Origin of the sequence: Streptomyces sp. NPDC059743 (assembly GCF_042732975.1) — a bacterium.
Taxonomy (GTDB): domain Bacteria; phylum Actinomycetota; class Actinomycetes; order Streptomycetales; family Streptomycetaceae; genus Streptomyces.
Genome location: NZ_JBHWGS010000002.1, coordinates 414,494 through 439,900, shown reverse-complemented (window position 1 = coordinate 439,900; position 25,407 = coordinate 414,494). Strand labels below are relative to the sequence as shown.

General features: G+C 69.3%; 23 protein-coding genes and 1 tRNA gene. 13 read left to right on the top strand and 11 right to left on the bottom strand.

The features are described 5' to 3' along the window. The first annotated feature begins 81 nt into the window (after nucleotides 1–81). Nucleotides 82–954 (top strand): GNAT family N-acetyltransferase, encoded by an 873-nt coding sequence (locus tag ACFV6H_RS05190; RefSeq protein ID WP_385538749.1) that lies wholly within the window; start codon nucleotides 82–84, stop codon nucleotides 952–954. A gap of 2 nt (nucleotides 955–956) precedes the next feature. Here the strand turns inward: ACFV6H_RS05190 and ACFV6H_RS05185 are convergent, their stop codons facing one another. Further along, nucleotides 957–2,225, bottom strand: a complete 1,269-nt coding sequence (locus tag ACFV6H_RS05185) for an asparagine synthase-related protein (protein ID WP_385538746.1) — start codon at nucleotides 2,223–2,225, stop codon at nucleotides 957–959. A gap of 41 nt (nucleotides 2,226–2,266) precedes the next feature. Further along, entirely contained in the window at nucleotides 2,267–2,404 is a 138-nt protein-coding gene (locus ACFV6H_RS05180) for a hypothetical protein (protein WP_384785331.1), read from the bottom strand. A gap of 199 nt (nucleotides 2,405–2,603) precedes the next feature. On the opposite strand from ACFV6H_RS05180, the gene ACFV6H_RS05175 reads away from it, so the two are divergent. After that, nucleotides 2,604–3,365: a GntR family transcriptional regulator gene (locus ACFV6H_RS05175; RefSeq protein ID WP_385538743.1), complete on the top strand. Its 762-nt coding sequence runs from the start codon at nucleotides 2,604–2,606 to the stop codon at nucleotides 3,363–3,365. A gap of 27 nt (nucleotides 3,366–3,392) precedes the next feature. On the opposite strand, the gene ACFV6H_RS05170 is transcribed toward ACFV6H_RS05175, so the two are convergent. Beyond that, a complete protein-coding gene (locus tag ACFV6H_RS05170) occupies nucleotides 3,393–3,725 on the bottom strand; it encodes a hypothetical protein (RefSeq protein ID WP_385538741.1) in 333 nt (110 codons plus the stop codon). A 171-nt stretch (nucleotides 3,726–3,896) separates the two neighbouring features. Here ACFV6H_RS05170 and ACFV6H_RS05165 point away from each other — a divergent pair, with 171 nt between their 5' ends. Both ACFV6H_RS05165 and ACFV6H_RS05160 read left to right on the top strand, forming a co-directional pair. Then, complete coding sequence (locus ACFV6H_RS05165) at nucleotides 3,897–4,751, top strand: helix-turn-helix domain-containing protein (protein ID WP_384977334.1); 855 nt, start codon at nucleotides 3,897–3,899, stop codon at nucleotides 4,749–4,751. 14 nt (nucleotides 4,752–4,765) lie between these two features. Further along, entirely contained in the window at nucleotides 4,766–5,002 is a 237-nt protein-coding gene (locus tag ACFV6H_RS05160) for a DUF397 domain-containing protein (protein WP_385538739.1), read from the top strand. A gap of 9 nt (nucleotides 5,003–5,011) precedes the next feature. On the opposite strand, the gene ACFV6H_RS05155 is transcribed toward ACFV6H_RS05160, so the two are convergent. The 3 genes from ACFV6H_RS05155 to tgmB form a co-directional block, all read right to left on the bottom strand. Then, a complete protein-coding gene (locus tag ACFV6H_RS05155; RefSeq protein ID WP_385538737.1) occupies nucleotides 5,012–5,443 on the bottom strand; it encodes a hypothetical protein in 432 nt (143 codons plus the stop codon). Nucleotides 5,444–5,608: 165 nt separating this feature from the next. Then, entirely contained in the window at nucleotides 5,609–6,745 is a 1,137-nt protein-coding gene (gene tgmC / locus ACFV6H_RS05150) for an ATP-grasp peptide maturase system methyltransferase (protein ID WP_385538735.1), read from the bottom strand. After that, complete coding sequence (gene tgmB / locus ACFV6H_RS05145) at nucleotides 6,735–7,703, bottom strand: ATP-grasp ribosomal peptide maturase (protein WP_385538733.1); 969 nt, start codon at nucleotides 7,701–7,703, stop codon at nucleotides 6,735–6,737. The genes tgmC and tgmB overlap by 11 nt, the downstream gene beginning before the upstream one ends. Before the next feature lie 149 nt (nucleotides 7,704–7,852). Here tgmB and ACFV6H_RS05140 point away from each other — a divergent pair, with 149 nt between their 5' ends. From ACFV6H_RS05140 to ACFV6H_RS05130, 3 genes are read left to right on the top strand one after another with little or no spacing between them, the layout of a single operon-like run. Beyond that, nucleotides 7,853–8,056, top strand: a complete 204-nt coding sequence (locus ACFV6H_RS05140) for a hypothetical protein (protein WP_384785302.1) — start codon at nucleotides 7,853–7,855, stop codon at nucleotides 8,054–8,056. Beyond that, the gene (locus ACFV6H_RS05135; protein ID WP_385538731.1) at nucleotides 8,056–8,577 is read left to right on the top strand and encodes a DUF6879 family protein; all 522 of its coding nucleotides are present in this window, start codon (nucleotides 8,056–8,058) and stop codon (nucleotides 8,575–8,577) included. The genes ACFV6H_RS05140 and ACFV6H_RS05135 overlap by 1 nt, the downstream gene beginning before the upstream one ends. Beyond that, a complete protein-coding gene (locus ACFV6H_RS05130; RefSeq protein WP_385538729.1) occupies nucleotides 8,558–9,406 on the top strand; it encodes a helix-turn-helix domain-containing protein in 849 nt (282 codons plus the stop codon). Before ACFV6H_RS05135 ends, ACFV6H_RS05130 begins: the two co-directional genes overlap by 20 nt. Before the next feature lie 129 nt (nucleotides 9,407–9,535). Here ACFV6H_RS05130 and ACFV6H_RS05125 read toward each other — a convergent pair whose 3' ends face one another. Together ACFV6H_RS05125 and ACFV6H_RS05120 are read right to left on the bottom strand one after the other, a co-directional pair. Continuing rightward, nucleotides 9,536–12,112, bottom strand: a complete 2,577-nt coding sequence (locus tag ACFV6H_RS05125) for an ABC transporter permease (RefSeq protein ID WP_385538727.1) — start codon at nucleotides 12,110–12,112, stop codon at nucleotides 9,536–9,538. Next, the gene (locus ACFV6H_RS05120) at nucleotides 12,109–12,897 is read right to left on the bottom strand and encodes an ABC transporter ATP-binding protein (protein WP_093602106.1); all 789 of its coding nucleotides are present in this window, start codon (nucleotides 12,895–12,897) and stop codon (nucleotides 12,109–12,111) included. Before ACFV6H_RS05120 ends, ACFV6H_RS05125 begins: the two co-directional genes overlap by 4 nt. 736 nt (nucleotides 12,898–13,633) lie before the next feature. Here ACFV6H_RS05120 and ACFV6H_RS05115 point away from each other — a divergent pair. Together ACFV6H_RS05115 and ACFV6H_RS05110 are read left to right on the top strand one after the other, a co-directional pair. Continuing rightward, a complete protein-coding gene (locus ACFV6H_RS05115; RefSeq protein WP_385538724.1) occupies nucleotides 13,634–15,253 on the top strand; it encodes an MFS transporter in 1,620 nt (539 codons plus the stop codon). Between the two features lie 198 nt (nucleotides 15,254–15,451). Beyond that, entirely contained in the window at nucleotides 15,452–16,939 is a 1,488-nt protein-coding gene (locus tag ACFV6H_RS05110; protein ID WP_385538722.1) for a short-chain fatty acid transporter, read from the top strand. Nucleotides 16,940–17,066: 127 nt separating this feature from the next. On the opposite strand, the gene ACFV6H_RS05105 is transcribed toward ACFV6H_RS05110, so the two are convergent. Both ACFV6H_RS05105 and ACFV6H_RS05100 read right to left on the bottom strand, forming a co-directional pair. After that, nucleotides 17,067–19,628, bottom strand: a complete 2,562-nt coding sequence (locus ACFV6H_RS05105) for an SUKH-4 family immunity protein (RefSeq protein ID WP_385538720.1) — start codon at nucleotides 19,626–19,628, stop codon at nucleotides 17,067–17,069. After that, complete coding sequence (locus ACFV6H_RS05100; RefSeq protein WP_385538718.1) at nucleotides 19,625–20,602, bottom strand: SMI1/KNR4 family protein; 978 nt, start codon at nucleotides 20,600–20,602, stop codon at nucleotides 19,625–19,627. The genes ACFV6H_RS05105 and ACFV6H_RS05100 overlap by 4 nt, the downstream gene beginning before the upstream one ends. 400 nt (nucleotides 20,603–21,002) lie before the next feature. Between ACFV6H_RS05100 and ACFV6H_RS05095 the strand changes: the two genes are divergently transcribed. Continuing rightward, nucleotides 21,003–21,506, top strand: a complete 504-nt coding sequence (locus ACFV6H_RS05095; protein WP_093604244.1) for a YwqJ-related putative deaminase — start codon at nucleotides 21,003–21,005, stop codon at nucleotides 21,504–21,506. A 2-nt stretch (nucleotides 21,507–21,508) separates the two neighbouring features. Beyond that, the gene (locus tag ACFV6H_RS05090) at nucleotides 21,509–21,997 is read left to right on the top strand and encodes an SUKH-3 domain-containing protein (RefSeq protein ID WP_384785283.1); all 489 of its coding nucleotides are present in this window, start codon (nucleotides 21,509–21,511) and stop codon (nucleotides 21,995–21,997) included. A gap of 174 nt (nucleotides 21,998–22,171) precedes the next feature. Here ACFV6H_RS05090 and ACFV6H_RS05085 read toward each other — a convergent pair whose 3' ends face one another. Beyond that, complete coding sequence (locus ACFV6H_RS05085; RefSeq protein ID WP_385538715.1) at nucleotides 22,172–23,533, bottom strand: sensor histidine kinase; 1,362 nt, start codon at nucleotides 23,531–23,533, stop codon at nucleotides 22,172–22,174. A 189-nt stretch (nucleotides 23,534–23,722) separates the two neighbouring features. Here ACFV6H_RS05085 and ACFV6H_RS05080 point away from each other — a divergent pair. Both ACFV6H_RS05080 and glmU read left to right on the top strand, forming a co-directional pair. Continuing rightward, nucleotides 23,723–23,793 (top strand) — tRNA-Gln (locus tag ACFV6H_RS05080). Between the two features lie 110 nt (nucleotides 23,794–23,903). Beyond that, on the top strand, nucleotides 23,904–25,361 hold the full coding sequence (gene glmU / locus ACFV6H_RS05075; RefSeq protein WP_385538975.1) for a bifunctional UDP-N-acetylglucosamine diphosphorylase/glucosamine-1-phosphate N-acetyltransferase GlmU: 1,458 nt from the start codon (nucleotides 23,904–23,906) through the stop codon (nucleotides 25,359–25,361). Nucleotides 25,362–25,407: the final 46 nt, after the last annotated feature.

Sequence of the window (25,407 nt, the reverse complement as noted above, 5' to 3'; positions counted from 1 at the left end):
AGGCCGCCTCGTGAAATTGGCGTCCAGAAGCCTGTGCGGGCAGGCTTGTCCGGGGCGTGATTTCGCAAGGAGGCGCTGTCTGTGTCGAGCTTGAAGGCTGGTCTGCTGGTCCGTCGGTACGAGCCCCGGGACGAGGCCGCTGTGCTCGCCCTGGTCAACGCCGACCGGATCGCCGGGCAGCTGGAAACGACGGCGGCGATGCTGAACGAGGCCCTGGCCGGGCGCTCGCCGGTCGACTCCGGTTGGTGGGCCGAACTCGGCTCTCCGGTCACGGAGGTGGTCCACGACACCTCCGGAGCGGTCCTGGGCGTTGTGTCCTACGCAGTGAGGCCGACGGACGATGTCGGCTTCATCCTGTGGCTCCACGGACGCGAGAACCCGGACATCGTCAGCGCCCTGATCGCACACGCGCTCGCCGCGCTGGGGCCTCGGCGGACGATCTCGGCGTTCGAGTTCGCCTCGGCCCTGTCGCTGGGGCTGGAGGGCCTGCCGTCGCGCCACCGCCCCGTAACTCACAAAGCGCTGACAGCGGCAGGATTCGAGGGCCGGGACCTCTGGCGTTACATGCATGCTGGGCTGCCACTCACTGGCCTGCCCCATACCGTCAACTGCCAGGTGACCGACTGCGAGGATCCGCCGGGCAAACGCCTGGAGATCAGGGACAGCGGCACCCTGGCCGCCGAGGCAACCATCGGCCGGCCCGTGGACGGCATCGGCGTGCTCTGGTGGATCAGCGTCGCGCCCACCGCTCGGCGGCGAGGACTGGGCCAAGCCCTCCTGAAGTCCAGCTTCGACCTGCTGCACGACCTCGGTGCCCGCGAAGTGATCCTGTTCGTCGATGACGACGCCCCCGCCGACCACCCGGAACGCAGCCGCGCAGCAGCCAACCGTATGTACGACCGCGCCGGCCTGGTCGAGATCGACCGGCTGTTCTCCTTCACCCGCCGCCCTTGAGGTCAGCCGATCGCGGCGCCGTGTCGGAGTGCCCCGACGAGCCAGTGTTCGAGTGCGGCAACGACCAGAAGGACAGCGGGGTCGGTCTCGACGGCGAGCGCGGCTCGGTCGATCAGTCCGGCCTCGGCGCAGACCGGAGCGGTCCGTCCGGTCACGGCCTGCCTGGCCAGAGCAGTGGTGAAGTACTGCTTGCGTCGCGGCAGCACGCCGAGCGCGTGCCGGGGCAGAAGCCGGACAACTTGGGCCTTGCAGCGCAGGTAGGCGGTGGGCAGGCCGGGATCGTAGCGGTCGCCGACAGGCAGAGCGAGCGCCGCAGCGAGAAAATGCTCGGTCAGAAAAGGGGAGCCTTCGGGCAGGAGCCCGGAGGGCAGGATCGCCTCGCGAGGGAAGACCGCGTCGTACGCGTCAGCCTCCGACCAGCTTCGGTCGGCCTCCGCATGTGCGGCGATCCGTGCGTCCACCCATCGTCGGCCCCAGTCGGTGGCCAACTGCCGGTAGGGCTCGGCCAGGACAGCCGGGGCAACCGGATCGGCCCAGGCCGTCCAGTTCGCAGCCCAGTAGGCCCGGGTCCGGGCCTTACGGGGAAGCAGCCGGGCGGCCAGCGCCGCAAGCTCGCCGGGCAGGCCCGGCCCCGAGGAAGCGACGTCTGCCGCGTAACGGCCTGCCGCCTTCAATCCACGGCGGCGGGCGACGGCCGCGGTGGCGAAGCGGGGAATGCCCAGTAACTCGTCGGCGCCGTCGCCCGAGAGCAACACCCCGGCGCCGAGATCAGCGGCCCGGACAGCCGATGCCGCGTTCGCTTCCGGCAGCGCGTCCAGGCGAGGGCCGACCGGTGACCATACCGGCTCGGCGCGGTCCCGTGCCGGATCGAGCACCACCAACTCGGCACGCAGGTCCAGGTCGCGCAGGAGAGCGCGGACGACCTCGGCGGCGCCGCGGCCGGTGTCGTCCACGAGGTTGGTGGTCAGTGCGATCACCCGGCGGCCCTCGGCCGCCTGGAGTCCGTGGACAAGGACCGCAAGCGAGTCCAGGCCGCCGGAAACCAGCACTCCGACCGCCTCGGTGTGCTTGATCTGCTCGGCGACCGCCGCCGCGAAAGCCTCCGGCAGCCAGTGGGCACAAGAAGAGGGCGGTGTGTAAGGGATGCGGCGAATGCCTCGCCAAGGTGCGGCGGGCGCGAACTCGCCCAGCATCGCCGGCGGGGCCAGCAGCAGTGCGAGCGCCGATAAGTCGACAACAGGAACAGGGCCGGCGAGGGCCGGCGGATTCACTGACCGTGCTCCGGCCCCGTCCTCGAACAACGGGTGGAGATTCACCGGCGCCGAAGCGTCTTCAGCCCTTGGAACAGATCCCTGGTGAACGCCCAGGTTCGCTGCCGGGCGGCACCGGACGGCAGCCCTTTGCTGCCCTTGCCGTGCTGTCCGTCGCCAGGTGTGGACTTGGTGGACACAAAACCCTCCCCGAGAGGTCGCGCGGCTGCGGAAAACCCGCGCAGACGGCTCCCGCCCGGGGCATCCCGAGCGGGCTGGACATCACACCCCTGAAAGGGCATTAGTCCTAGGGCTATATTCGAAGGGGGTACGCGCTCTCGTCAATAGGGCTAGGGGTAAGTTGTCCGAGGACAGGTCAAGTGCCCGAGGAGGACGTTGATGAACCACCCCGCCTATCGGCAGGTCGCCCTCGGCCTCCGGGCGGCCATCGAGCAAGGGAGGTACCCCGAAGGGACCGCGCTCCCGAAGATCACCGACATCGCACGCGAGCACGGCATCGCCAAGCAGACCGCCCGCGAGGCGATCGCAGAGCTGGAGACCGAAGGGCTGGTGGAAGTCATCCGGCGTCGCGGCACCATCGTCCGCGTCCGCCAGGTGAAGCGCCGCCTCACCCGCGCCCGACAGGTGTTCCGCGACGAACGCGGGTATTACTTCGACCCGGCTTCCCAACCCTGGGCCGCACTGGAGACACCTACCGTTGGCTGGGGCCCGGCTCCACGCGACGTCGCCGTGGCCCTCAGCGTAGAGGCGGGCGAGGACGTGCTGATCCGCGACCGGATCATGGGCGATCCCGACACGCACCGGCCGATACAGCTGGCGACCAGTTTCCTGCCAGCCGCGATCGCTCGCGGGACCAGGCTCGCCGAGCGTGACACCGGCCCCGGCGGCATCTACGACCTCCTCGAAGACATGGGCCATGGCCCTCTGGTCTGGGAGGAAACAGTCAACTCCCGCATGCCCACCCCGACCGAGACCGCCCGGCTCGGCCTGCCCAAGGGCGTCCCGCTGCTGCGGATTGTCCGCACCACCTCCAGCCCCGACGGCAGAGGACTGGAAGTCAACGACACCCGTATGTCCTCCGACGAGTTCGAGATCGGGTACCCCGTCACTCGCCATCCATCCGCCGAACTGCCCAGATAGGGCGAGCAGGGCCCCTTCGGGGCGACGTCAGGCCGCCTGGGCCTGGTCGTGTACGTCAACGCCCGGCGGCGCGAGCCATACCAGGCGTGGGGAACACTCCTTCGACCGCGGGAAGTACCGCACGGCATGATCCGGCGCCGTGAGCTGCCACCGCCGTCCGCTCTCGATCTGAGTGACCTCGGCCTTCCCGTCCTCGTACGCCAACCCCCACGCGACGACCATGGCGTCCGCGTCGTCCGTGTCGGCGCAGTACTCGATGACGACGGCGAAGAGCCGGGGTGCGGTGTCACGTACCAATTGGTACAGCTCTCGCCCGAAGTCGAACGGCTCCAGGGCAGGGTCCTGCGGCAATACGGTCATGGGATTCCCCTGTCGGAAGAGGGCGGCACCTGCCCGCCGAGGCCGGGCATGGCGATGTGAAGGCGCCTTGCGGCGCGGCCAGTTGGAGTGGCCTGACTCACACCGTAGCCCTTCCGCTATGATTCATCTACCTACTCCGACGTGAGACATCCAGACGAGTGAGGGAGAAGGATGCGCCCCAAGAATCTTCCGGCCACGGTGCGGCAACGGCGCCTCGGCTCCGAACTCCGCAGACTCCGCCAGCAGGCGGACCTGACCACGGCCCAGGCCGGTGTGCTCGACGGCTCTTCCCAACCCCGCATCAGCAGCATCGAGTCGGGCCGTTACGCGGTGGGCGCGGACCGGGTCCGAGCGCTGGCCCGGAGCTACTCCTGTACGGATGAGGCGTATATCGAGGCACTCACCGAGATGACCGGCGGCCGGACGCGCGGCTGGTGGGACGAGTACCGCGAGATGCTGCCTCCAGACACCCTCGATCTGGCCGAACTGGAGCATCACGCCACGTCGATGCGTACAGCGTCGGTGATTCATCTGCCGGGCCTGCTCCAGACCAGAGCCCATGCCCACGCGCTCATGAGTGATGCGGTACCAGTACTCGCACCGCACGAGGTGGAACACCGTGTCTCGTACCGGATCAAACGGCAGGTGGTGTTGTACGGAGAGAATCCGACGCCGCTGACGGCGGTCATCCATGAAGCCGCCCTGCGCATGGGTTTCGGCGGCCCCGAGGTGGCCCGCGGGCAACTGAAGCACCTTCTCGACGCAAGCGAGTTGGAACACGTCACCATCCTGGTGATCCCGTTCGGCGCGGGCACCTTCCCCGTTGCTGGGGCGAGCATCTACTACATGGCTGGAGTGGTCCCGGCGCTCGACACAGTCCAACTCGACACGGAACATGGCGCCACATTCCTCGACGCCCAACCGCACTTGATCAGGTATCGGACCGTTCTGGACCGCATGGAGGGCTGTACGCTCAAAGCGACGAAGTCCCGCGATCTGATCCACCAAATCGCGGCAGATTTGTGAGAAAGGGAATCCACGTGTCCGCCCTCCAGTGGCAGAAGTCCTCCTTCAGCCCCAACGCGAACGGCTGTGTCTACATCGCTACGGCCGACGACGGCACGATCAAGCTCCGCGAGAGCGACGACCCGGACACCATCGTCACGACCAGCCCCGAAAAGCTCCGCGCCTTCATCCTCGGCGTCAAAGCAGGCGAGTTCGACCACTTCGTCACCGACACCGCTCCGGACACCGCGTCGCCCGAGCAAGCCTCCTGACGCGCGGTCCTAGCCGAGGGCCTCCAAAATGTCCGCGGCGTGCGCGGCGGACAGGGAGGTCGGGTCCGCGGTGCGCTCGTGGCGCGCCAGGTCAATGCCTGTACGGATGATCGCGGCGCACTCGCCGTACAAGGTACGGCCGGGGCGCTCGTCCTCCTCGCAGCCGAGGACGGCGGACAAGGTCCACAGCAACGCCTCGCGGGTCGCCTGACGTGGCGGGCTCGCGAACCATATGGCCATCAGCACCGCGCACACCGCCGGTGCAGGGGGCTGGAGGTTCGACTGGATGAAGATGTGGTCGTCCAGCGCGTGAAACGCGGCCGGATGTCCCTCGGCCGCGTCCCGCAAGGTCGAAACGAGATGGCTTGCGGAGCGTCCGCAGCCGCACTTGTACGTCTCCCACTCATGCCGCGCGATCTCCGCCCCCACCGCGTCGTCCACCAGGACACGGTGACTTGCGCAGCAAGCCCGCTCCCCCGCCCGACGTGATGTCAACGCCCGCTCCTCCTGTCCCTTGCCATGCCGGGCGCCGGGTGCTTCGAAAACCATCGGCACGGCATCTCATGGTACGAACCGGCACCATCCCCCATCTGAACAAACGGCGGATCACATCGGCAGCCGCCAGCTCGGCCCGTCCGGGTTGCCCAGCCAAACGGTCTGCGTCTCGTCGGTGACGGTCATACCGAAGGCGTTCTGGTCCGGCGATCCTGCCGCCTGCCATGTCAGCAGAGCTGCCTCCACCTGGTCCCACAGCCGCAACGGCCCGCTCTGATGAATCGTCCAGCCGGCTCCAGCAGGTTCGGTCCAGGCCTGGGATCCGGTGGCCACGTCCACGAGGACCACGCTGTCGGCCATGGTCACGAACTCGGCCGAAGGCGCCGCGAGTTGGGCGACGAAGTGACCGGTCCAGTCATCGAAGAGGCCGGGATCGACACGACTGGCACGGGCTTCGCCCGCACGGGGGACCAGAGTCGGGCGGGGCGGACGTTCATGGGGCCGGGCCAGCATGTACGAGATGGTGTCCCCGATGAAGCGGCCGGTTGCCACGCCCTCGTCGTCGAGAGTGAGACGGATCAGCCCGGAGGCTGTCATCCACCCGCTGAGAGTGGTGGTGATGGTGCCGCCGTCGCGGATCTGCCACAGCCAGGAGTGGGGAATGTGCCGTACAGCGCAGGTGGCGACCACGGCGTCGTACTCGGCCCCCTCGCGGTATCCCTGGAGCCCGTCGCCCGTGACCAGGGTCGGAGAGCAACCGACCGCGCGCAGATGCTCCGCGGCGCTCTTCGCGAGACCGGCGTCGTACTCGACCGACGTCACGTTCCCCTCGCCCAGGCGGTGGCAGAGGATCGCGGTGGAGTAGCCGGTCCCCGTACCCACTTCCAGCACCTTGTCTCCGTCGCGGATACCCGCGACTTCAAGCATCCGTACGACCAGAGAGGGAAGGGTGGACGAAGACGTAGGCCTGCCGGCCAGTGGACCGGGCGCATCAGCGGCGTCCACTCCATCCACCTGGGTCACCCATGTGGTGTCGGAGTACGCGAGCCGCAGCCACGCCTCCTCACCGACCTCGGCACGGTGTACGGGTTCCCACACCGACCCATTGACCCGGTAGAAGTCCTCCCCCAGAAAGACATCACGGCGCACAGCCTCCACCGCCGCGCGCCATGCGGGGTCGGTCAGCGATCCGTTCTCGCTGATCCGGTCGGCGAGGATACGGCGGAGTTCCGCGGCTTCAGCAGTCATGGCGCCTTCCTGAGTGGTGGAGTTGATCGGCGAGAGCGACAGCGATCCGATCAGTGATGGGATCGGGGAACCAGGCCCACTGGCCGTTCGGGTTGCACTCGTACATCCACCAGCGGCCCCGGTCGTCAAGCCCGAAGTCGAAGGCCCCGAAAACAAGCCCGAAGGCGTCCATATAAGCCCTCGCCCCCTTGGCCACTTCCGAGGGTGTCTCGATCAGGGTGTAGGACAACGTGTCATAGTCCCGGCGCCAGTCCAGGCCGGAAGCCCCGTCGATACGCACCGCGAACAGTGCGTCGTCCACCACGGTCAGACGAACGTCAGCCACCTTGTTCACACGTTCCTGGAACAAATGGATCGTGTGCGCGACGCCTGCGCCGATGTCCGACGGATTCACCTCCTCGACCCACACAGTGAGCCCGTCGGCGTCCTGACCGGGGTAGTCGCTGTTCCGGACAGGCTTGTAGACCACCGGTCCATGGTCCCTGGCGAACTGACGCGCCTGTTCGACATCGTTGGTGACCAGAGTCGGCGGGATGGTGAGCCCGCACCGAGCAGCGGTGGCGAGCTGGGCGGGCTTGTACTCGGCGTCACGGTTGCGCCAGGGGTGGTTGACATAGTGAGCGCCGGGAAGCGCGCCAAGGACGCCGCCGAGCCCGTACCGGGCCTGGTCGAGACACCAGCGAGCGTCCTGCTCGGCCAGGCCTTCAGTGGCTGCATAGGCACTCGGCCGACGCCAGTAAACCGAACGTATCCGGCCCAGGTCGATGGTACGGGTCGCCGTACGCACACTCCCGCCGAGGCCGTCCGCGTCCAGGGCCGCGTTCACCACGACGGTGGCAGGGAAGTCGCCGGGGTCCAGCCGGACCACCGGAACTGCGCGGGCGTTCAGCTTCTGAATGACCAGGTCGGCGGTGACGTCGTCCATCGCACTGACGATCAGTACGCACGGCTCATCCATGTCATGGACCATCAGTCGGTGTCACCGCTCTGGTCACTTCCTTCGTCTGGAGTACCGTCCAAACTGGTCTTCGGCTTGGTCTTCTTCGATACCCTCCGTAAGGATGGCGTCACCACAAGTTTCCGCAAGGTCTCACCAAGGAGGCGGACGTGGAACTCACCCTCATTGCGAAAGATCCCGATTCGGAGCCCAGTGGCTCGCCGACGCTTTACCGAACCGACCGAGGGTCATGGGTGATCCAGGGCTGGGTGGTGACCGACCCCGACGCACTCGCGGCGATGACGATTCCTGAAGGCGAGACATGCGTGGAGATCCCCGATCGGATGATCCCTTTCTTCCGGCAGCAGCAGTGATGCGTCCGGTCAACTACCAGGAGCTCAACGACTTGTGCAAGAGCATCAAGAAGTCGTTCGTGCATCTGGAGACCCGGGACGCCTACGGCACCGAAGTCGAACTGCCGCACATGGCGAAGTGGCGCCGGGGCGAGCCCGACGACTTCGCCTGGCTCGGCTGGTGGCTGGAGATGCTACGTGGCCACCGCGCCGTCGGCCGGACGTGCCGCCGGGCCCGGATCGTGTCCGAGCCGGTGAGTGACTATCAGCGGTGGACGATGAGCCATGCCGAGGTGTTCATCGACGCGGGCGAGGACATCCGTTACCTTCCCCGTCCGAAGCTGGCGACGGTCCCGCTGCCCGGAAGCGGCGACTTCTATGTCTTCGACGACGAACTCGTCCTGTTTCTCCACTACGCGGGCAACGGGACGAACGCCTCGTTCGAGATCACCGAGGACACGCGGACGGTGCGAACATGCCGGCTTGCCTTTGAATCCGTCTGGGAGCTGGCGACACCGTTCCGTGAATACCGACCCGCTTAGCTCAGTTGTCCAGGCACGCAAGGAACTGGGCGGCCGACTGCGTCAGCTCCGAAGATCGGCGGAGCTGACCGGCAAGGCGGTGGCCGACGCCACGGGTCAACATGTCACCCGTGTGAGCCGCATCGAAAACGGTGCCCAGGCACCCACCGAGCGCAATATCCGCGACTGGTGTGTCGTGTGTGGCGCCGAAGACCAGATACCCGAGCTGATCGCGACTTCCCGGTCGGTCGAGTCCTCGTATCTGGAGTGGTCCAGACAGTCCCGGGCGGGCATGAGACGCCTCGGCGACCTGCACTCCGTCGCCACCTACCGGCAGACCTCGACTTTCCGCATCCACGAACCCATCGTGATGCCCGGTATCTTCCAGACGGAGACGTACATCCGCCAGATGCTCGCGGTCTGGTACGCGTTCCTGAACGCGCCCGACGACGCCGACGACACCGTGGCCATGAAAGCAGAACGCACCGCCATCGCGTTGAGCCCGTCCAAACGCATCATGGTGGTCCTCGGCGAACAAGCGCTCCGCACCCGCCGAGGCACAGCCTCCGACCACGCCGACCAACTCGCCCACCTGCTGTCGCTCATGCGCCTTCCGTTCGTATCCGTCGGCGTCATCCCGGCCGACGCACAGCGCCGGGCCATCGGCACCATCGGTTTCTGGATCTTCGACAACAACGCCGTCGCCCTGGAAACGCCCACCGCAGCGATCAAGGTCACCAGGCCGCAGGAAATCGCGCTCTACGTTGCGATGTTCAAGCAGCTGCAACGGGAGGCCGTCTACGGCCACGCGGCACGCCAACTGGTTGCCAAGGTGCTCGCAAGCCTGTGAATCCCTGTCCTGCCCGGCGACAACGACAGGCCGGTAGGTCCATAGGTGGTACGGCATGGCTCCGGCCCCGGTGGGTGTTGGAGGGCACCCACCGAGGCCGTGAGGCTTACCTTATCGTCCCTGCTCGTCCTACTCCGTGGCGATCGCGTTCAGTACGTTCATCCGGCCCGCGCGGAACGCCGGGACCAGGGCGGCGAAGAGGCCCACGAAGGCCGAGGCGACGAAGACCGTGAGGATCGTCGGCCAGGGGATCTCCAGGACGCCGAGGCCCTCCAGGGCCAGCAGCTTCTGGGCCGCCGTGCCCCAGCCCATACCCAGGCCCAGGCCGAGCAGGGCGCCGAAGAGGGCGATGACCACCGACTCCAGGCGGATCATGCGGCGCAGCTGGCGGCGGGAGAGGCCTATCGCGCGCAGCAGGCCGATCTCGCGGGTGCGCTCCACCACCGACAGGGCCAGGGTGTTCACCACACCCAGCACCGCGACGATGATCGCCAGGGCCAGCAGACCATAGACGATATTGAGGAGCTGGCCGATCTGGTCCTTCAGGTCCTGCTTGAAGTCGGTCTGGTTCTGCACCTTGTACTGCGGATAGGCGGCGAGCGAGTCCTTGAGGGCCGCGTACGCCTCCTTCTCCTTGCCGTCCACGGCCGACGCGAACATGATCATGTTCTTGGGCATCTTGTCGGTCGGCACATACTCCTCGGCGGTCGTGATGTTGGTGTACATCGCGCCCTTGTCGACATTCGTGTCGTCCGAGGTGATCGCCGCGACCTTCAGCTTTCCGGTCCGCCCGCCCGGGAATACCACCGACATCTCGTCGCCGACCTTCACTCCGTGCTCCGTGGCGTACGCGTCGCCGACCGACATCGCGTCCTTGCCGTACGCCGCGGACAGCTCGCCGGCGGTGGTCTCGCGACGCAGGTCCTGGGCGTACGTCGGGTCCGCGGCGACGATGTCCTCCCAGTCGGTCCGCCCGTCCGGGGCGGTCAGCTTGATCTCGACCGACTTGTACTCGGTGACATGCTCGATGTCCGGCGCCTTTTCCAGCGCCGCCTGGGCCTGCGGCATGACCGGCTGGCCGTTGCTCGACTGGATGATGAAGTCCGCGCCGACCGACTTGTCCAGCTCGTCCGTCGCCGAGGCGACCATCGAGGAACCGACCACCGAGAGACAGGCCACCAGCGCGAGCCCGATCATCAGGGCGGCGCCCGTCGCTCCCGTACGCCGTGGATTGCGCAGCGCGTTGCGCTCGGCCATCCGGCCGACCGGGCCGAACATCCGCAGGACGAACGTGCTCAGCACCCGGATCAGTCCGCCCGCGAGCAGCGGACCGATGACAACGAATCCGATCAGCGTGAAGACCACGCCCACACCGAGGAAGAGCGAGCCCTCGCCCGCCTCCTCGGCTCGCGTCGAGACGAGCAGCGCGGCGGCGCCGGCGCCCGTGAGCACCAGTCCGATGATCGCCCTGATCAGACCGGCCCGTCCGTCGGAGGGCGTACCGGCGTCGCGCAGCGCGGCCATCGGCGAGATCTTCCCGGCCCGCCGCGCCGGTATGTACGCCGAGACGACGGTGACCACGATGCCGAGCACCAGCCCGACCACCGGAGTCGTCCACTTCACCGTCAGATCCTGGGTGGACAGCTCCATCCCCACGGAGGACATGATCTGCATCAGCCCGACCGCGAGCCCCACTCCGGCGGCGACTCCGGCGACCGAGCCGAAGATCCCGAGCAGCACGGCCTCCAGCAGCACCGAGCGGTTGACCTGCTGACGGCTGGAGCCCAGCGCCCGCATCAGCCCGATCTCCCGGGTCCGCTGGGCGACCAGCATGGAGAAGGTGTTGACGATCAGGAAGATCCCGACGAGGAAGGCGATCCCGGCAAAGCCGAGCATCGCGTACTTCATCACATCGAGGAACGAGCCGACGTCCGCGCGGTTGGCGTCCGCGGCCTCCTGCTGCGTCTGGAGCTTGTACGGTCCGCCCGCGAGCAGCGCGGCCACGTCCCGCTTGAGGACATCGTCGCTGACGCCCGGCTCGGCGGTGACATTGACATGGGTGAACAGGCCGGTGCCGCCGAGCAGTTCACGCTGGGAGGTCGCGGTGTCGAAGTAGACGACGGCCGCGCCCGGGTTGGTGACGGTGAAGGTGGCGATCCCGGAGATCTTCGCCGTGAGGTCGCCCGTGACCGCGATGGTGCGCAGTTCGTCACCGATCGCGAGATGGTGCTTCTCGGCGGTGTCGGCGTCGACCATCATCTCGGTGGGACCGCGCGGAGCATGGCCCGAGGTGATCTCCATCGAACGGAGGTCGTTACGGGTCCAGTTGCCGGCGATCGTCGGAGCGCCGCTGGTCGCGCCCACGTTCTTGTTGTCGGCGTCGACGACGGTCACGCTCATGCTGCTGACCGCGCCCTCGGCGGACTTGACGCCGTCCGCCTTCCGTACGGTCTCCACAAGAGAGGCGGGCAGCGTCTCGGGCTTGCCGGTCTGCGATATCTCGTCACCGCCCTTGGCGGCCTTGGGACTGACCGTGACATCCGAGGAGGTCGCGGCGAAAAGCTTGTCGAACGTTGTGTTCATCGTGTCCGTGAACACGAGCGTGCCCGAGACGAAGGCGACCGACAGCAGGACCGCGACGGCGGAGAGCGCCATCCGTCCCTTGTGCGCGAAGAAGTTGCGCATCGAGGTCTTGAACACGGTCACGACGTACGCCCCCGGGCGTCGAAGTCCTTCATACGGTCGAGTACGGCGTCGGCCGTCGGCCGGAACATCTCGTCCACGATCCTGCCGTCCGCCAGATACAGCACCCGGTCCGCGTACGACGCGGCCACCGGGTCATGGGTGACCATCACGATCGTCTGGCCCAGCTCATCCACGGACCTGCGCAGAAAGCCCAGCACCTCGGCGCCCGCCCGCGAGTCCAGATTGCCGGTCGGCTCGTCACCGAAGATGATCTCGGGACGGGCGGCGAGCGCCCTGGCCACCGCGACCCGCTGCTGCTGACCGCCCGAGAGCTGGGTCGGCCGGTGCTTGAGCCGGTCGGCGAGGCCCACCGTCTCCACCACCCGCTGGAGCCACGGGCCGTCCGGCTTACGGCCGGCGATGTCCATGGGCAGCGTGATGTTCTCCAGGGCGTTGAGCGTCGGCAGCAGATTGAACGCCTGGAAGATAAAGCCGATCCGGTCCCGGCGGAGCTGGGTGAGGTGCTTGTCCTTGAGCTTGGTGATCTCGGTCTCGTCGAGATGGATCTCGCCCGAGGTCACGGTGTCCAGACCGGCGAGGCAGTGCATCAGCGTCGACTTGCCGGAGCCGGACGGGCCCATGATCGCGGTGAACTGGCCACGGGCGATGTCCACATCGACATGGTCCAGCGCGACGACCCGAGTCTCGCCCGAGCCGTACGCCTTGACGACCTGCCGCGCTCGCGCCGCGACGGCCGTACGCCCTCCCGTGCCCCCGTGCTTGGGGATCGTTACAGCCGTTGTCACGGTATGTCTCCTAAGTCAGTTGATCGACAGTCAGTGCGTCGGTGCGGTGCGGGTGCGTCGGTGCTGGTGCATCACTGGGGCACATCGGTGTGGTCGGTTCACCGATGGCTTCGTGAGCTCGTGCTTCAAGTCTGTTCGTTTCAGGGCCCCGGCGCGCTGGTGCCCAGCGCAGTCTTCGCCTGAGGTTTTCCCCACCCCCGTGCTACGGAGAGCCCCCCTCGTGCGCTCTCCGTGGCGTAAGACCAAGGTAAGGAACGCGGGCCGGGCTTCTCGTCCTCCATCGGGACGAACCGTCCCTGGCCGGATGTAAGGAGAACCCCCTAAGGGTCTCCACCTTCGGACGGAGACCCTGGGTGGAGACGGTGGAGACCGGTGGAGGCGGACGGTGGAGACCGGTGGAGGCGGCGCATGGAGCGGATCGCGCCCTCCCGCCGCGGGAGGTACGGGTGAGAAGGTGTCTCCCGACGAGATACATGCATAGGGAAGGGATCCCGTGAGCGGCGCCGGCGACAGTACCGAGGACACCGGACGTACCGAAGCGATACCCGAAGCCCCGCCGGTGGGCGCCAGTCCGCCGCCGGGGCCGAACCAGACCCGACCGTCCGTGCCGCCGTCGAGACCGTCATCCGGACCGTCACCGTCTGCCGGGGCATCTGCCGGGCCCGCGCTCAGGCCGCCGTCCGGACCGCCTGCCGGGCCCGCGCCCGGACCGCCGTCCGGACCGTCCGCCGGGCCCGTGCCCGGACCGTCATCAGGCTCGTCTGCCGGAGCGCGTGAGCGCGGCCGAGGCCCGGTGGTCGCCGCCCTGATGCTGGGCATGGCGCTCGCCGCCCTCGACGGCACCATCGTCTCCACGGCCGTCCCTCAGATCGTGGGCGACCTCGGCGGATTCGCCGTCTTCTCCTGGCTGTTCTCCGGCTATCTGCTCGCCGTGACGGTCACGCTGCCGGTGTACGGAAAGCTCTCCGACACCTTCGGCCGCAAGCCCGTACTGATCGCGGGCATCGTCGTCTTTCTCGTCGGCTCACTGCTCTGCGCCACCGCGTGGAGCATGGCCTCCCTGATCGCCTTCCGTGTCGTCCAGGGCCTCGGCGGCGGCGCGCTCCAGGGCACGGTGCAGACCATCGCCGCCGATCTCTACCCGCTCAAGGAACGGCCCAGGATCCAGGCCAAGTTGTCGACGGTCTGGGCCACCTCCTCGGTCGCGGGACCGGCCCTGGGCGGACTGCTCGCGGGATACGCGGACTGGCGCTGGATCTTTCTCGTCAATCTGCCGGTGGGCGTGGTGGCGCTCTGGCTGATCGTCAGATACCTGCGCGAACCGGGCCGTACGACACCGAGCCGTACGACAGCGCAGGGCACGCGGCCCGGCCGCAGGGCACCCGGCCGTACGACACCGGCGTCCCCGGGCGCGCGTACCGCCTCCGCGCTCCGGCACCGGGTCGACTGGGCGGGCGCGCTCGCCGTCTTCGCCACCGGCGCGCTCCTGCTCACCGCGCTCGTCCAGGGCGGTGTCGCCTGGCCCTGGCTCTCCGCGCCCTCCTTCGCCTTCCTCGGCGGCAGCGCCGTCCTCGCCGCGGTTACGGTCGTCATCGAACGACGAGCCGCGGAACCGATCATTCCGGGCTGGGTCTGGCGTCGCCGTACCATCGCGGCCGTCAATCTGGCGCTCGGCGCACTCGGACTGCTCATGGTCGCGCCGACTGTCTTCCTCCCGACGTACGCGCAGTCCGTGCTCGGCCTCGGGCCGATCGCCGCCGGCTTCGTACTCTCCGCGATGACACTGAGCTGGCCGGTCAGCGCCGCCCTGTCCAACCGTGTCTACAACCGCGTCGGTTTCCGGCAGACCGCCGTCATCGGGATCTTCCTCGCGATGCTGATCCTGCTCGCCTTCCCTCTCCTCCCGTTCCCCGGGCAGGCCTGGCAGCCGGCGCTGATCATGCTGCTGCTCGGCGGCGCACTCGGGCTGTTCCAGCTTCCGCTGATCATCGGAGTGCAGGCGACGGTCGGCTGGTCGGAGCGGGGAACGGCGACCGCGTCGATCCTCTTCTGCCGCCAGGTCGGACAGAGCGTGGGAGCCGCGGTGTTCGGCGCGGTCGCCAACAGCGTGCTCGCCTCCCGTCTCGCCGATCCGCCCTCGCCAGGACTCCCCCGCGATCTGGACTCGGTCTCGACCGCCCTGGAGAATCCGGCCGCGCTCACCGCCGAAGCCCTGGAGTATCTGCGCCGGGCGGTCGACGCGGCGGTGGACCGCGTCTATCTGGGCGCGGCGGTCGCGGCGGCGCTGGCCCTGCTCGTACTGCTCGTACTGGCCCCGAAACGCTTCCCGGTCATCGCCGAGAAGGACACCGACTGAGCGCGCCGCCCGTAGTCGTACGAACCTCCGGACTACGAACCTCCGGACGCGGATCGTCCCGCACGTGACCGGTCCCGCACGTGACCGGTCCCTATGAGAAGGCCCGGAGGTATATGGCCCGTCCCCATTGTGCTCCGGTCACCCGCCGCCGAAGATCCTCGGCACCGCACACCTGGGCCCCCACAGTGAGGACACCCCATGACCACGGCACCCCCACAGGAGCCGCGACCGGAGCCGGGCACGACGACCGGCCGGGAGCCCTGGCCCGCGCGGATGGCACTGCGCTTCACCGCCTTCTCCGAGAAATGGCTGCCCGACGCGCTGGGCTTCGTACTGGTGGGCACCTTCGCGGTCTTCGCCCTCGGCCTCGCGACCGGCGAGAGCCTGTACGGCGCGCCCTCGGATCCGGCGGCGACGACCGGATACGGACTGGTGGACGCATGGGGCCAGGGATTCTGGTCCCTGATCACCTTCACTCTGCAAATGGCGATGATCATTATCGCCGGATACGCGGTCGCGGTCTCACCGCCGGTCGGCCGGCTGATCGCCAGGATTGCGCTCGTGCCACGGACACCGCGCGGAGCCGTCGCGTTCACCGCCGCCGTGGCGATGGTGACGTCCTATCTGAACTGGGCCTTCAGCCTGATCTTCACGGCGATCCTCGCCAAGGAGATAGCCCGCAGGGTCACAGGCGTGGACTACCGGGCCCTGGGCGCGACGGCCTTCCTCGGACTCGGCACCGTCTGGGCCCAGGGCCTGTCGGGATCGGCGGCGCTCCAGGTCGCCAGCGCCGCGTCGAGCCCGCCCGCCGTCCAGGAGGTCATCAAGGAGGGACGCGGCAGCGGACTCATCCCGCTGACGGAGACCATCTTCCTGTGGCAGGGCATCGTGGCCACGGCGATCATCTTCGTCATCGCCGTGGGCATGGCCTGGTTCCTCTCGCCCTCGCCGGAGCGCGCGAAGACCGCAGAACAGCTCGGCATAGACCTGGGTCCCAGTGTGGCCGAGCAGCGCTCACCGCTGCGGCGCAACCGGCCCGGCGAGTGGATCGAGTACAGCCCGGTCTTCGCGATCCTGCTGTTCGCACTCGGTGTGTGGTACCTGGCACGCCACTTCGCCCGCGCGGAGGGCAGCGCCCTCAACGCCCTCGATCTGAACACCGTCAATCTCATCCTCATCCTGCTGGCGCTCATCCTGCACTGGCGGCCGGTACGGCTGGCGCAGGCCGTCAAGGACGGCACACCAGCCGCCTCAGGTGTGCTGCTTCAATTCCCGCTGTACGGCGGGATCTTCGGGATGATCGCCTTCACCGGACTGAGCAAGACCATCGCCGGCTGGCTGGTGTCGGTCTCGAACGAGTTCTTCTATCCGGCCCTCATCGCGATCTACAGCGCCGTCCTCGGAGTCTTCGTGCCCAGCGGCGGCAGCAAGTGGGTCATCGAGGCGCCGTACGTCCTGGACGCGGCCAACCAGCTCCATGTCAATCAGGGCTGGGTGGTCGTGGTCTACGACCTCGGCGAGGCCAGCGCCAATCTGCTCCAGCCGTTCTGGATGCTGCCCACGCTGACGATCCTCGGCCTCAAGGCGCGCGACATCATGGGCTATACGTTCGCCATGTTCCTGGTGTGCTTCCCCGTGGTGCTGATCCTGGTCACGCTGTTCGCCCGCACGCTCAGCTTCCCGTGAGGCGCGTGAAGCCGCCGACGCGCGTGAAGCCGCCCGGGCCGGGAGGCCGCTGAGGCTGTCGAGGTTTACGGTCGGTCGCGGTGCGCCTCCCACGCGCGGAAGGCGCACCGCACCGCTCAGACAGGCCTCACAGCAGCCCGTCCCACATCTGCTCCAGCAGCACCGACCACCAGTTCTCCGGCGACGACAGCGCCGCCGCGTCCAGCGATATGAGCTGTGCCTGGAAGTCGACCGTCCAGCGGCCCGCCTGCTCCGGGTTGAGCCCGAAGCGCAGCCGCCACATCCGGCCCAGCAGCGCCAACGACCGTGTGAACTCCGGCAGTCCGGTGTTCACGAACTGCGGCGGCACCGACTGCCCGCCCGGGCCCGCCTCCACCGGCACCGCCATGATGTGCGCCGTGCCGTACTGGACACAGAGCGCGCGCCCGAAATCGCTGCCCACCACCAGATACGAGCCCGCGTCCGGCGCCGCCTGCACCTGCCGCTGCGCGGCCAGCTCGGCCAGCGTCGGCACCACCGGCTGCGGAGGCTGCGCCCAGAAGAACGGCCCGAAGTCGGCCGGCAGTCCCGCCCATACCAGCGTGCGCGCCACGATCTCCGGTACGCCCTGACGGGACACCGCCCGCTGGTCGAACCGGCAGATGCCCTGCGGACCGAACGCACCCATCAGCTCCTGCGCAACTCCCTCCGGCGGAACCGGCGGCGCGGGCGCCAACTGCGGCAGCGGAGCACGCACCGGCGCGGGCCGCGCGGGCCCGTCCGCCACCTGATGCAACTCGCCCTGATGAGTCAGCAAATGACGCATGCCCTGCTGCCGGCTCGCGTGATCCTGACCGTACGGCGCGACACTGGTGATCCGCACCTGCGGCCAGGTCTCCCGGATCATCCGTGCGCAGTAACCGCCGGGCAGCTCGCACGACTCCAGCTCCGTGTGCAGTTCGAGCACCTGCTGCGGCGGCACGTTCAGCGCGCGCAGCTCATGCAGGATCTGCCACTCGGGATGCGGAGTGCCGGGCGCGGAGCGCCGGATGAGCTGGGCCTCCGAGCCGTCGGGCGCGCGATAGCGCAGCACGGCCTGATAGCCGGGCCCGACGGTCGGCAGACCGGACGGCGGCTGCTGCGGATAGCCGTACGCCGCAGCCGCAGCCGGAGGCTGTGCCGACGGCGGTACGTGACCGGGTACGCCCGGCGGTACGCCAGGAGCCCCGAGCGGACCGGGCGGACCGGGCGGACCAGGAGGCTGCGGAGCCGACGGCGGTACGGGACCGGCCTGGCCGGGTCCTGCCGGCATCGCCGCGACATGGTGCCCTCCACCGGGCGGCACACCGGGCGCACCAGGAGGGCCGGGCGGCTGGGCAGGCGTGCCCGGAGCGCCGGGCGGACCGGGTGGGCCAGGAGGCTGCGGGGCGCCTGGACCGCCGTGGTGCGAATCGGCGAGCACCGTCTCCGCGTGCTGCACTCCGCCCGGAGGCGTACCAGGACCACCGGGAGGTCCCGGCGGGCCGGGCGGACCAGGAGGACCGGGCGGCCTCGGTGCGCCGGGCCCCGACGGGCCCGGCCCGGCGAGCATCGTCTCGGCCAGGTGCGCTCCCTCGGAAGGCGCACCCGGAGCACCGGGCGGCCCAGGAGGAGCGGGCGGACCGGGCGGCGAGGGCGGACCGGGCGGCCGTGCTCCCTCGGGACCGGTGTTCGAGACCAACTGCGTGGGCAGATAACCGCCCGCCGGAGCACCGGGCGCGCCCGGCCCCGACTGCGACGGCGCTCCGCCCGACGGCCGTGCACCCGGAACACCGGGCGCGCCGGTCGGCGGCGGAGTCTCCGCGCCACCGCCTTGCCCGCCGTGCTGCCCACCGGGCCGCGCTGCGGAAGCCCTGCCGGCCGCCGCTTCGCCGCGCTCGCCGCCGACACCGGCACCGTCCCTGCCCGGCCTCGGATTCACCGCCGTGGGCGGCAGTTGGCTGCCTCCCGACATCAGCGCGGTCGGTGCGTCGGCGCCCACGACGGGCGGCGGAGTGTCGTCGTCGTCCGAGCCGGAGAGCGGCGGCGCGAAGACCGTCGCGGGCAGCGGTACGGAACCTTCGTCGGCCGAGCCCGCGGCATTGGTGTCCGTCCCGGCCCAGGGCGTGGCCCCGGCGGGCTCGTATGCATGGCCGGCGCCACCGCTGTAACCGCCACCCTGCGACGAGAACGAGGACGAGGGCGTGGACTGAGGCGGCACCGCGGACGGCGCCACAGGCGAGGCCGGGGGCCCGGAAGCCAGTCCGGCGCCCGGAACCGCCAACCGCGTCACCGCCGAGGAAGGATCCGAAGGCGCCTGTCTGTCCGCCGCCTCCTGGAGCCACTCCGGCGGGCTCAACAGGAACGACGTCTGATTCAGATCGATACGCTGCGGCGGCTCCGGCGCGGCCGGCGGCGCCTCCGGCACTCCGTACTCCTCCTCGTACCGTCGGATCACCTCGCCCACCGGCAGCCCGGGCCACAGCGTGGCCTCGCCGCTGTCCCGCGCGATGACCAGCCGCTGCCGGCCGCCGTCCGACCTGGGCCCGGCCTCACGGTCCTCCGCCCAGACCACGAAGCCCAGCTCGAACTCCCTTACCCGGACCTCCCGATGCTGATATCCGGGCAGATCGCCGTTGACCCACTCTTCCGCGCGCTCCTGCGCCTGCGCGAAGGTCACCATCGCGCTCATCCCTCCACCGGGACGGCGCGCGCGAAGCCGCCGTCCACCATCAGGTTCGCCACGGTCTCCAGCTCCGGCGGACTGCCCGCCAGCCTCAGCAGAAAGGCGTCGAAGTCCTCACCGCAGGGCAACAGCAGCCGCTCCACCCGCTCCTGCACGCTCCAGCCGTCCCGGTCCCTGGCGTCGTCGTACGCGCAGAACCAGACCGAACCCACCCGGTCGCCCCGCACCTTCACCGCGAGAATGCCGCCCTGGACAAAGGCGACACCCAGATAGTCCTTGGTCAGGTGGTCCCGCAGGCACTTGTTGACATACACCAGGTCATTGACCGCGGCCTCCTCGCGCACCGTGAAGAACGGCTGGTCCACCAGCAGCCCCAGCTCCGGATCGAGCGCCGCGCCCACCGGCGCGCAGCCGCCCGCCGCCTTCAGGAACGCGCGATACGGGCCGGGCAGCCGATAGCCCAGATCCTCCTCGACACCTTGCAGTTGCTGCTCGCTGACCGACACCGCGCCCTTCGGCAGCCCGAAGTGCACCGGACGGGTCTCCTGGAGCGGACGCGTGCCGCGCTTGCCATGGTCCACGGCCGTCGTCGCGAGCCCGCCGTGATGCCGCAGCAGCGCCTTCACCTCGACCGGCACCAGCACCAGCCGACGCGAGGCCGGAAGGTGATGCCAGGTCCAGCCGTGCGGAGTCGCCACCGAAGGGATCGTGTCCCACAGCTCATGCCCAGCGGCATGCAGCGCGGCATTGGCCGACACATAGTCCGTGAGCCGCAGCTCGTCCACACCGAACCCCTGCGGGGGCTCGGCTATCTCCGCCGCCGCGCGCGCGTACGGCGAGAAATCCGGATAGCCGGACTCATCCACCCGCACCCCTCTGGGATGCCGGGAAGCCCGGACCGGGTCCGGGAAATGCACGACCTGCCCGGCGTAGGCCGCGTTCGGTGGCGCGGCTTGCTGCCCGAGCCGACCTGTCGTCATGGCGGTTGCCCCCTGCTGCTTCCGGCTGGTTCCACAGCCCTGATTCCGCACAGCCTATGCGGTGGGACAGGAGAGGCTCCGCGCTCCTCCACAGGGCCAATCTGATAATCCCCGCCACGCCCATCCCTGCAATCCTTCCCGTGTTCACCCCGGCCACCAACCGTCCCCGGAACCGACCACCGTCCGTCCCCGGGACCGGCCACCACCCATTCACCGCACCGGCCACCAACCGTCCTTCGGACCGGTGACCAACGGTCACAGGCGCGTGACCCAGCGCCGACGCCACGCCATGATTCACGCCCCAGCTTCCCGACCGCCCGGCGCATTTGGCAGTCTGTCCACACAACCGGGGGCGTGACACCAGCGGCTACCAGCCGCGGGCGCGGGGAGGGGACAGCACTTGCACACCGCAGCAACAGACGCATCCGGCGACCCACGCCTCGGCTGGAGCACCACCGAACCACACCGTCCGCCCGTGCTCCACAGGCGCCGTGACGGCATCCTGCCCGCCGTCGCCGCCGCGCTCTCCGTACGCGGCCGGACCACCCTCACCTGCACCGGAGGCAAGGCCGACCAGCCGCCCGAGCTCCATCCGCTCGTACAGGACTTCCTCGACACCCTCACCAGTGGCCAAAGGGAACGTTTCACCGGACGCTGTCCCGAAGCGATCCTGCTCTCCCGCCACCTCACCGCGGCCGAGGCCGACCGCTCCAAACGGGCCCGGCGCAAACCTCTCACCCACGGCGAAGCACGCCGAACGCTCAAACACTCCAAACTGACGGCCCGTCGTATCCGCGAGGACGGCGACCCGCTCCACGGCAGCTACGCGCCACCCTGCCGCTCCTGCTCGGCGCTGCTCGCCCACTTCGGCGTACGTCCCGTCGACCCGACCCAGAACGGCTGAGCATGCCCGACCTCGACACCACCCGCTTTCCCGTGCCCGTAGACGCCGCGCTGCGCGAGGCGGGCTGGCAGCCGGGACGCCGGGACATGCGGCAGGCCGAGGAGTGGGCCGACGCCCTGCGCGCCCACATCACGCCCGCGGGACACCGGCTCAGCGTCTTTCCCGCCGCCGTCGAGGCCTGGGCGGAATTCGGCGGACTGCGCCTCACCGCGCCGGGACCGGGCCGCCAGATAGCTCCCGCCTCCGTACTGATCGACCCGCTGGCGGGCCTCCATCTCGCCCGTACGCTCGCGGACCTCGGCCGGTCCCTGGACACCGAGATCAGCCCGCTCGGCGAGGAGAACGACGGCCAGGCGGTCCTCGCCATCGACGCCACCGGCCGCGTCTTCAGCATCGACCACACCGGCGACTGGTACCTGGGCCCGGACCTCGACCAGGCACTGGGCACACTGCTCACGGGCATGGAACCGTCGAGACTGACCTCGGGCTGACCGGGAACGGGCGGGCTTACGAACGAGCGAGCTCGCGGGCCGCCGAGCGGGCTGGCGGGCTTACGAACCGGCCAGCCGGCGGGCCCGGGCTTACGGGCCGACGGGCTTACGGGACCCACGAACCGGCGGGCTTACGCAGCAACACCTCACGCGGACCCGAACCGAAGCAACGCCCTACGCCGGCGCCCGGTCCGGCAGCACCGCCGACACCCGGAAACCGCCCGCGTCCGTCTCCCCCGACACGAACACGCCGCCCAGCGCCAGCACCCGCTCCCGCATCCCCACCAGACCGTTCCCGCCGCTCGGCAGCCCGGCGTCCTGCGCGCCACCGTCCGAAGGCCCGTTCTCCACCTGCATCGCGACCTCCGCCTCCCGGTGCGCCAGGCGGACCATCACCTTCGCGCCCGCCGCGTGCTTCAGCACATTCGTCAGCGCCTCCTGCACCACGCGGTACGCCGTCTGCTCCACCTCCGGCGCATACGAACGCGACTCGCCCTGCACCGAAAGCTCCACCACCATGCCCGTCTCCCGGGACTGGCCCACCAGCGCCTCTATGTCCCCCATACCGGGCATGCCGGGACCGTCCTCGGCCGCGGCGGCGGCAGCCGCGGCAGCAGCCCGTCCCACAGCCGCCAGCGGAACCGCCGGCGAGAACGGCGCCTCCGGCGAACCAGGCGAACCGTCCGCCGCCTTACGAGCCGCCACCTGCTCACCGGCCCGCAGCACCCCGAGCATCTCCCGCAGCTCCGTCAGCGCCTGCCGACCCATGTCACCCACCAGTGCGGCGTTCTTCACCGCCTTCGGCGGATCCTTCAACGCCACCGCCTGCAACGCCGCCGCGTGCACCACCATCAGGCTCACCCGGTGCGCCACCACGTCATGCATCTCACGCGCGATCCGCGTCCGCTCCTCCGTACGCGCCCACTCCGCGCGCTGCTCGGCACGGTCGGCGAGCAGCGAGAGCTCCTGCTCCAGACTGTCCGCCCGCTCCCGCAGGCTCTCCATCAGCCGCCGTCTCGCGCCGACATAGAGCCCGAACAGCACAGGCGGCGCGGTCAGCCCCACCGACATCAGAACCGCGACCACGGGCACATACCAGCCCGTCGAGCCGAACGCCGTGTCCATCACGTTCTGCCGGGTCCTTACGAACGTGACGATCAGCGTCCCCACGAGCGACATACCGGCCAGCGCGCCGATGATCCGGCGCGGCGCCTCCGAGGCGGCGAGCGTGTACAGCCCGACCAGCCCCATCAGATAGCCCATCTCCGCCGGCGTGATCGCGATCGAGACCAGCACCACGGCGAACGGCCACCGCCGCCGCACCAGCAGCACAGCCCCGGCGAACAGCCCGAACAGCACCCCGAGCGGCACCGGCAGCGCGGCGGTGTCCGCGAACCGGACGCCCTCCAGCGCGCACTCCAGCGCCGACACCAGCGCCAGCCCCACATCCAGCACGGCACTGCGCCACCGCCCCCACCACCACAAACCGCGGGGAGTCACTCCCGCGGCGTCCTGATGCGCCCCCGTTGTGGTCATGTCTCCCACCCTACGGGCGCCCGCACCTCATTTTCCGGCGACCGCCCCACCACAAACCGCGACCGGGTGCCTCACCATTCGAGTACTGCAAAGCGCCGACCTTTACCGTCGCATCGAGGGCTGGTGGTACGGCATAGTAGGGGCTGCACTCAAGCCTGATGTCTCAAATCGGGCATAGGCGACAAACTATCCCGGGTCGTCTAAAGGCAGGACAAATGGTTTTGGTCCATTGAATGAGGGTTCGATTCCTTCCCCGGGAGCTGCTCAGTTCGGGTCCCGACCTCACCGGTCGGGACCCGTCCTCGTTTCCGGGGCGAAACCCCCCGGTATCCTGCGGTTGTCCACCACCCGAAAGCCGAAGGGCATTCCCGTGAGCGCCAACCGCCCGGCAGCCGTCGTCGTTCTCGCAGCGGGTGAAGGGACCCGCATGAAGTCGAAGACTCCCAAGGTTCTGCATGAGGTCTGCGGGCGTTCGCTCGTCGGACATGTCGTGGCCGCGGCCCGTGAGCTGGGGCCCGAGCAGCTTGTCGTTGTTGTGGGGCATGCGCGGGAGCAGGTCGAGGGGCATCTCTCCGCCGTGTACGAGGGCGTGCGCACCGCCTATCAGGCCGAGCAGAACGGCACCGGGCATGCCGTGCGGATCGGGCTTCAGGAGCTGGGCGGGACGCCCGACGGGACCGTGGTCGTCGTATGCGGTGACACGCCGCTGCTGACCGGCGAGACGCTCAGGGCGCTCGCCGCGACCCATGCCGCCGACGGCAACGCCGTGACCGTACTGACCGCCGAGGTCCCGGACTCGACCGGCTACGGGCGGATCGTCCGGGACGGCGTCAGCGGCGCGGTCACCGCGATCGTGGAGCACAAGGACGCCACCGAGGCGCAGCGCGCGATCCGGGAGATCAATTCGGGCGTCTTCGCCTTCGACGGGCAGCTTCTCGCGGACGCGCTGGGCAAGGTCCGTACGGACAACAGCCAGGGCGAGGAGTACCTCACGGATGTGCTGGGCATTCTGCGGGAGGCCGGGCACCGGGTGGGCGCGTCGGTCGCGGTCGATCACCGGGAGATCCTGGGGATCAACAACCGGGTGCAGCTCGCGGAGGCGCGTCGGCTGCTGAATGAGCGGCTGCTGGAGCGGGCGATGCTGGCGGGAGTGACGGTGGTCGATCCGGCGTCGGTGTTCGTGGATGTGACGGTCACGTTCGAGCCGGACGTGGTGGTGCATCCGGGCACCCAGCTTCTCGGGTCGACGCATCTGGCCGAGGGCGCCGAGGTGGGGCCGAATTCGCGGCTGCGGGATACGCAGGTCGGCGCGGGCGCCCGGGTGGACAACACGGTCGCGGACGGCGCGGTGGTGGGCGAGGCGGCGATGGTCGGTCCGTACGCCTATCTGCGGCCGGGTACGCGGCTCGGGGTGCGGTCGAAGGCCGGTACGTATGTGGAGATGAAGAACGCGACGATCGGTGAGGGCACGAAGGTGCCGCATCTGTCGTATGTGGGGGACGCGACGATCGGCGAGCACACGAACATCGGTGCCGCGAGTGTCTTTGTGAACTACGACGGTGTGCGCAAGCACCACACGACGATCGGCTCTCACTGCCGGACCGGGTCGGACAATATGTTTGTGGCGCCCGTCACGGTTGGGGACGGTGTGTACACCGCGGCCGGTTCGGTGATCACGAAGGACGTTCCGGCCGGTGCGCTGGCCGTCGCCCGGGGCCAGCAGCGGAATATCGAGGGCTGGGTGGCCCGCAAGCGTCCGGGGAGCGCCGCGGCGCAGGCGGCCGAGGCGGCTCGTACGGCACCGGAGAGCGCCGAGAACGAGAGCTGACCGGAAGCTCCGGAAGCTGACCGGAAACAGATGCGCCGATCTCGGC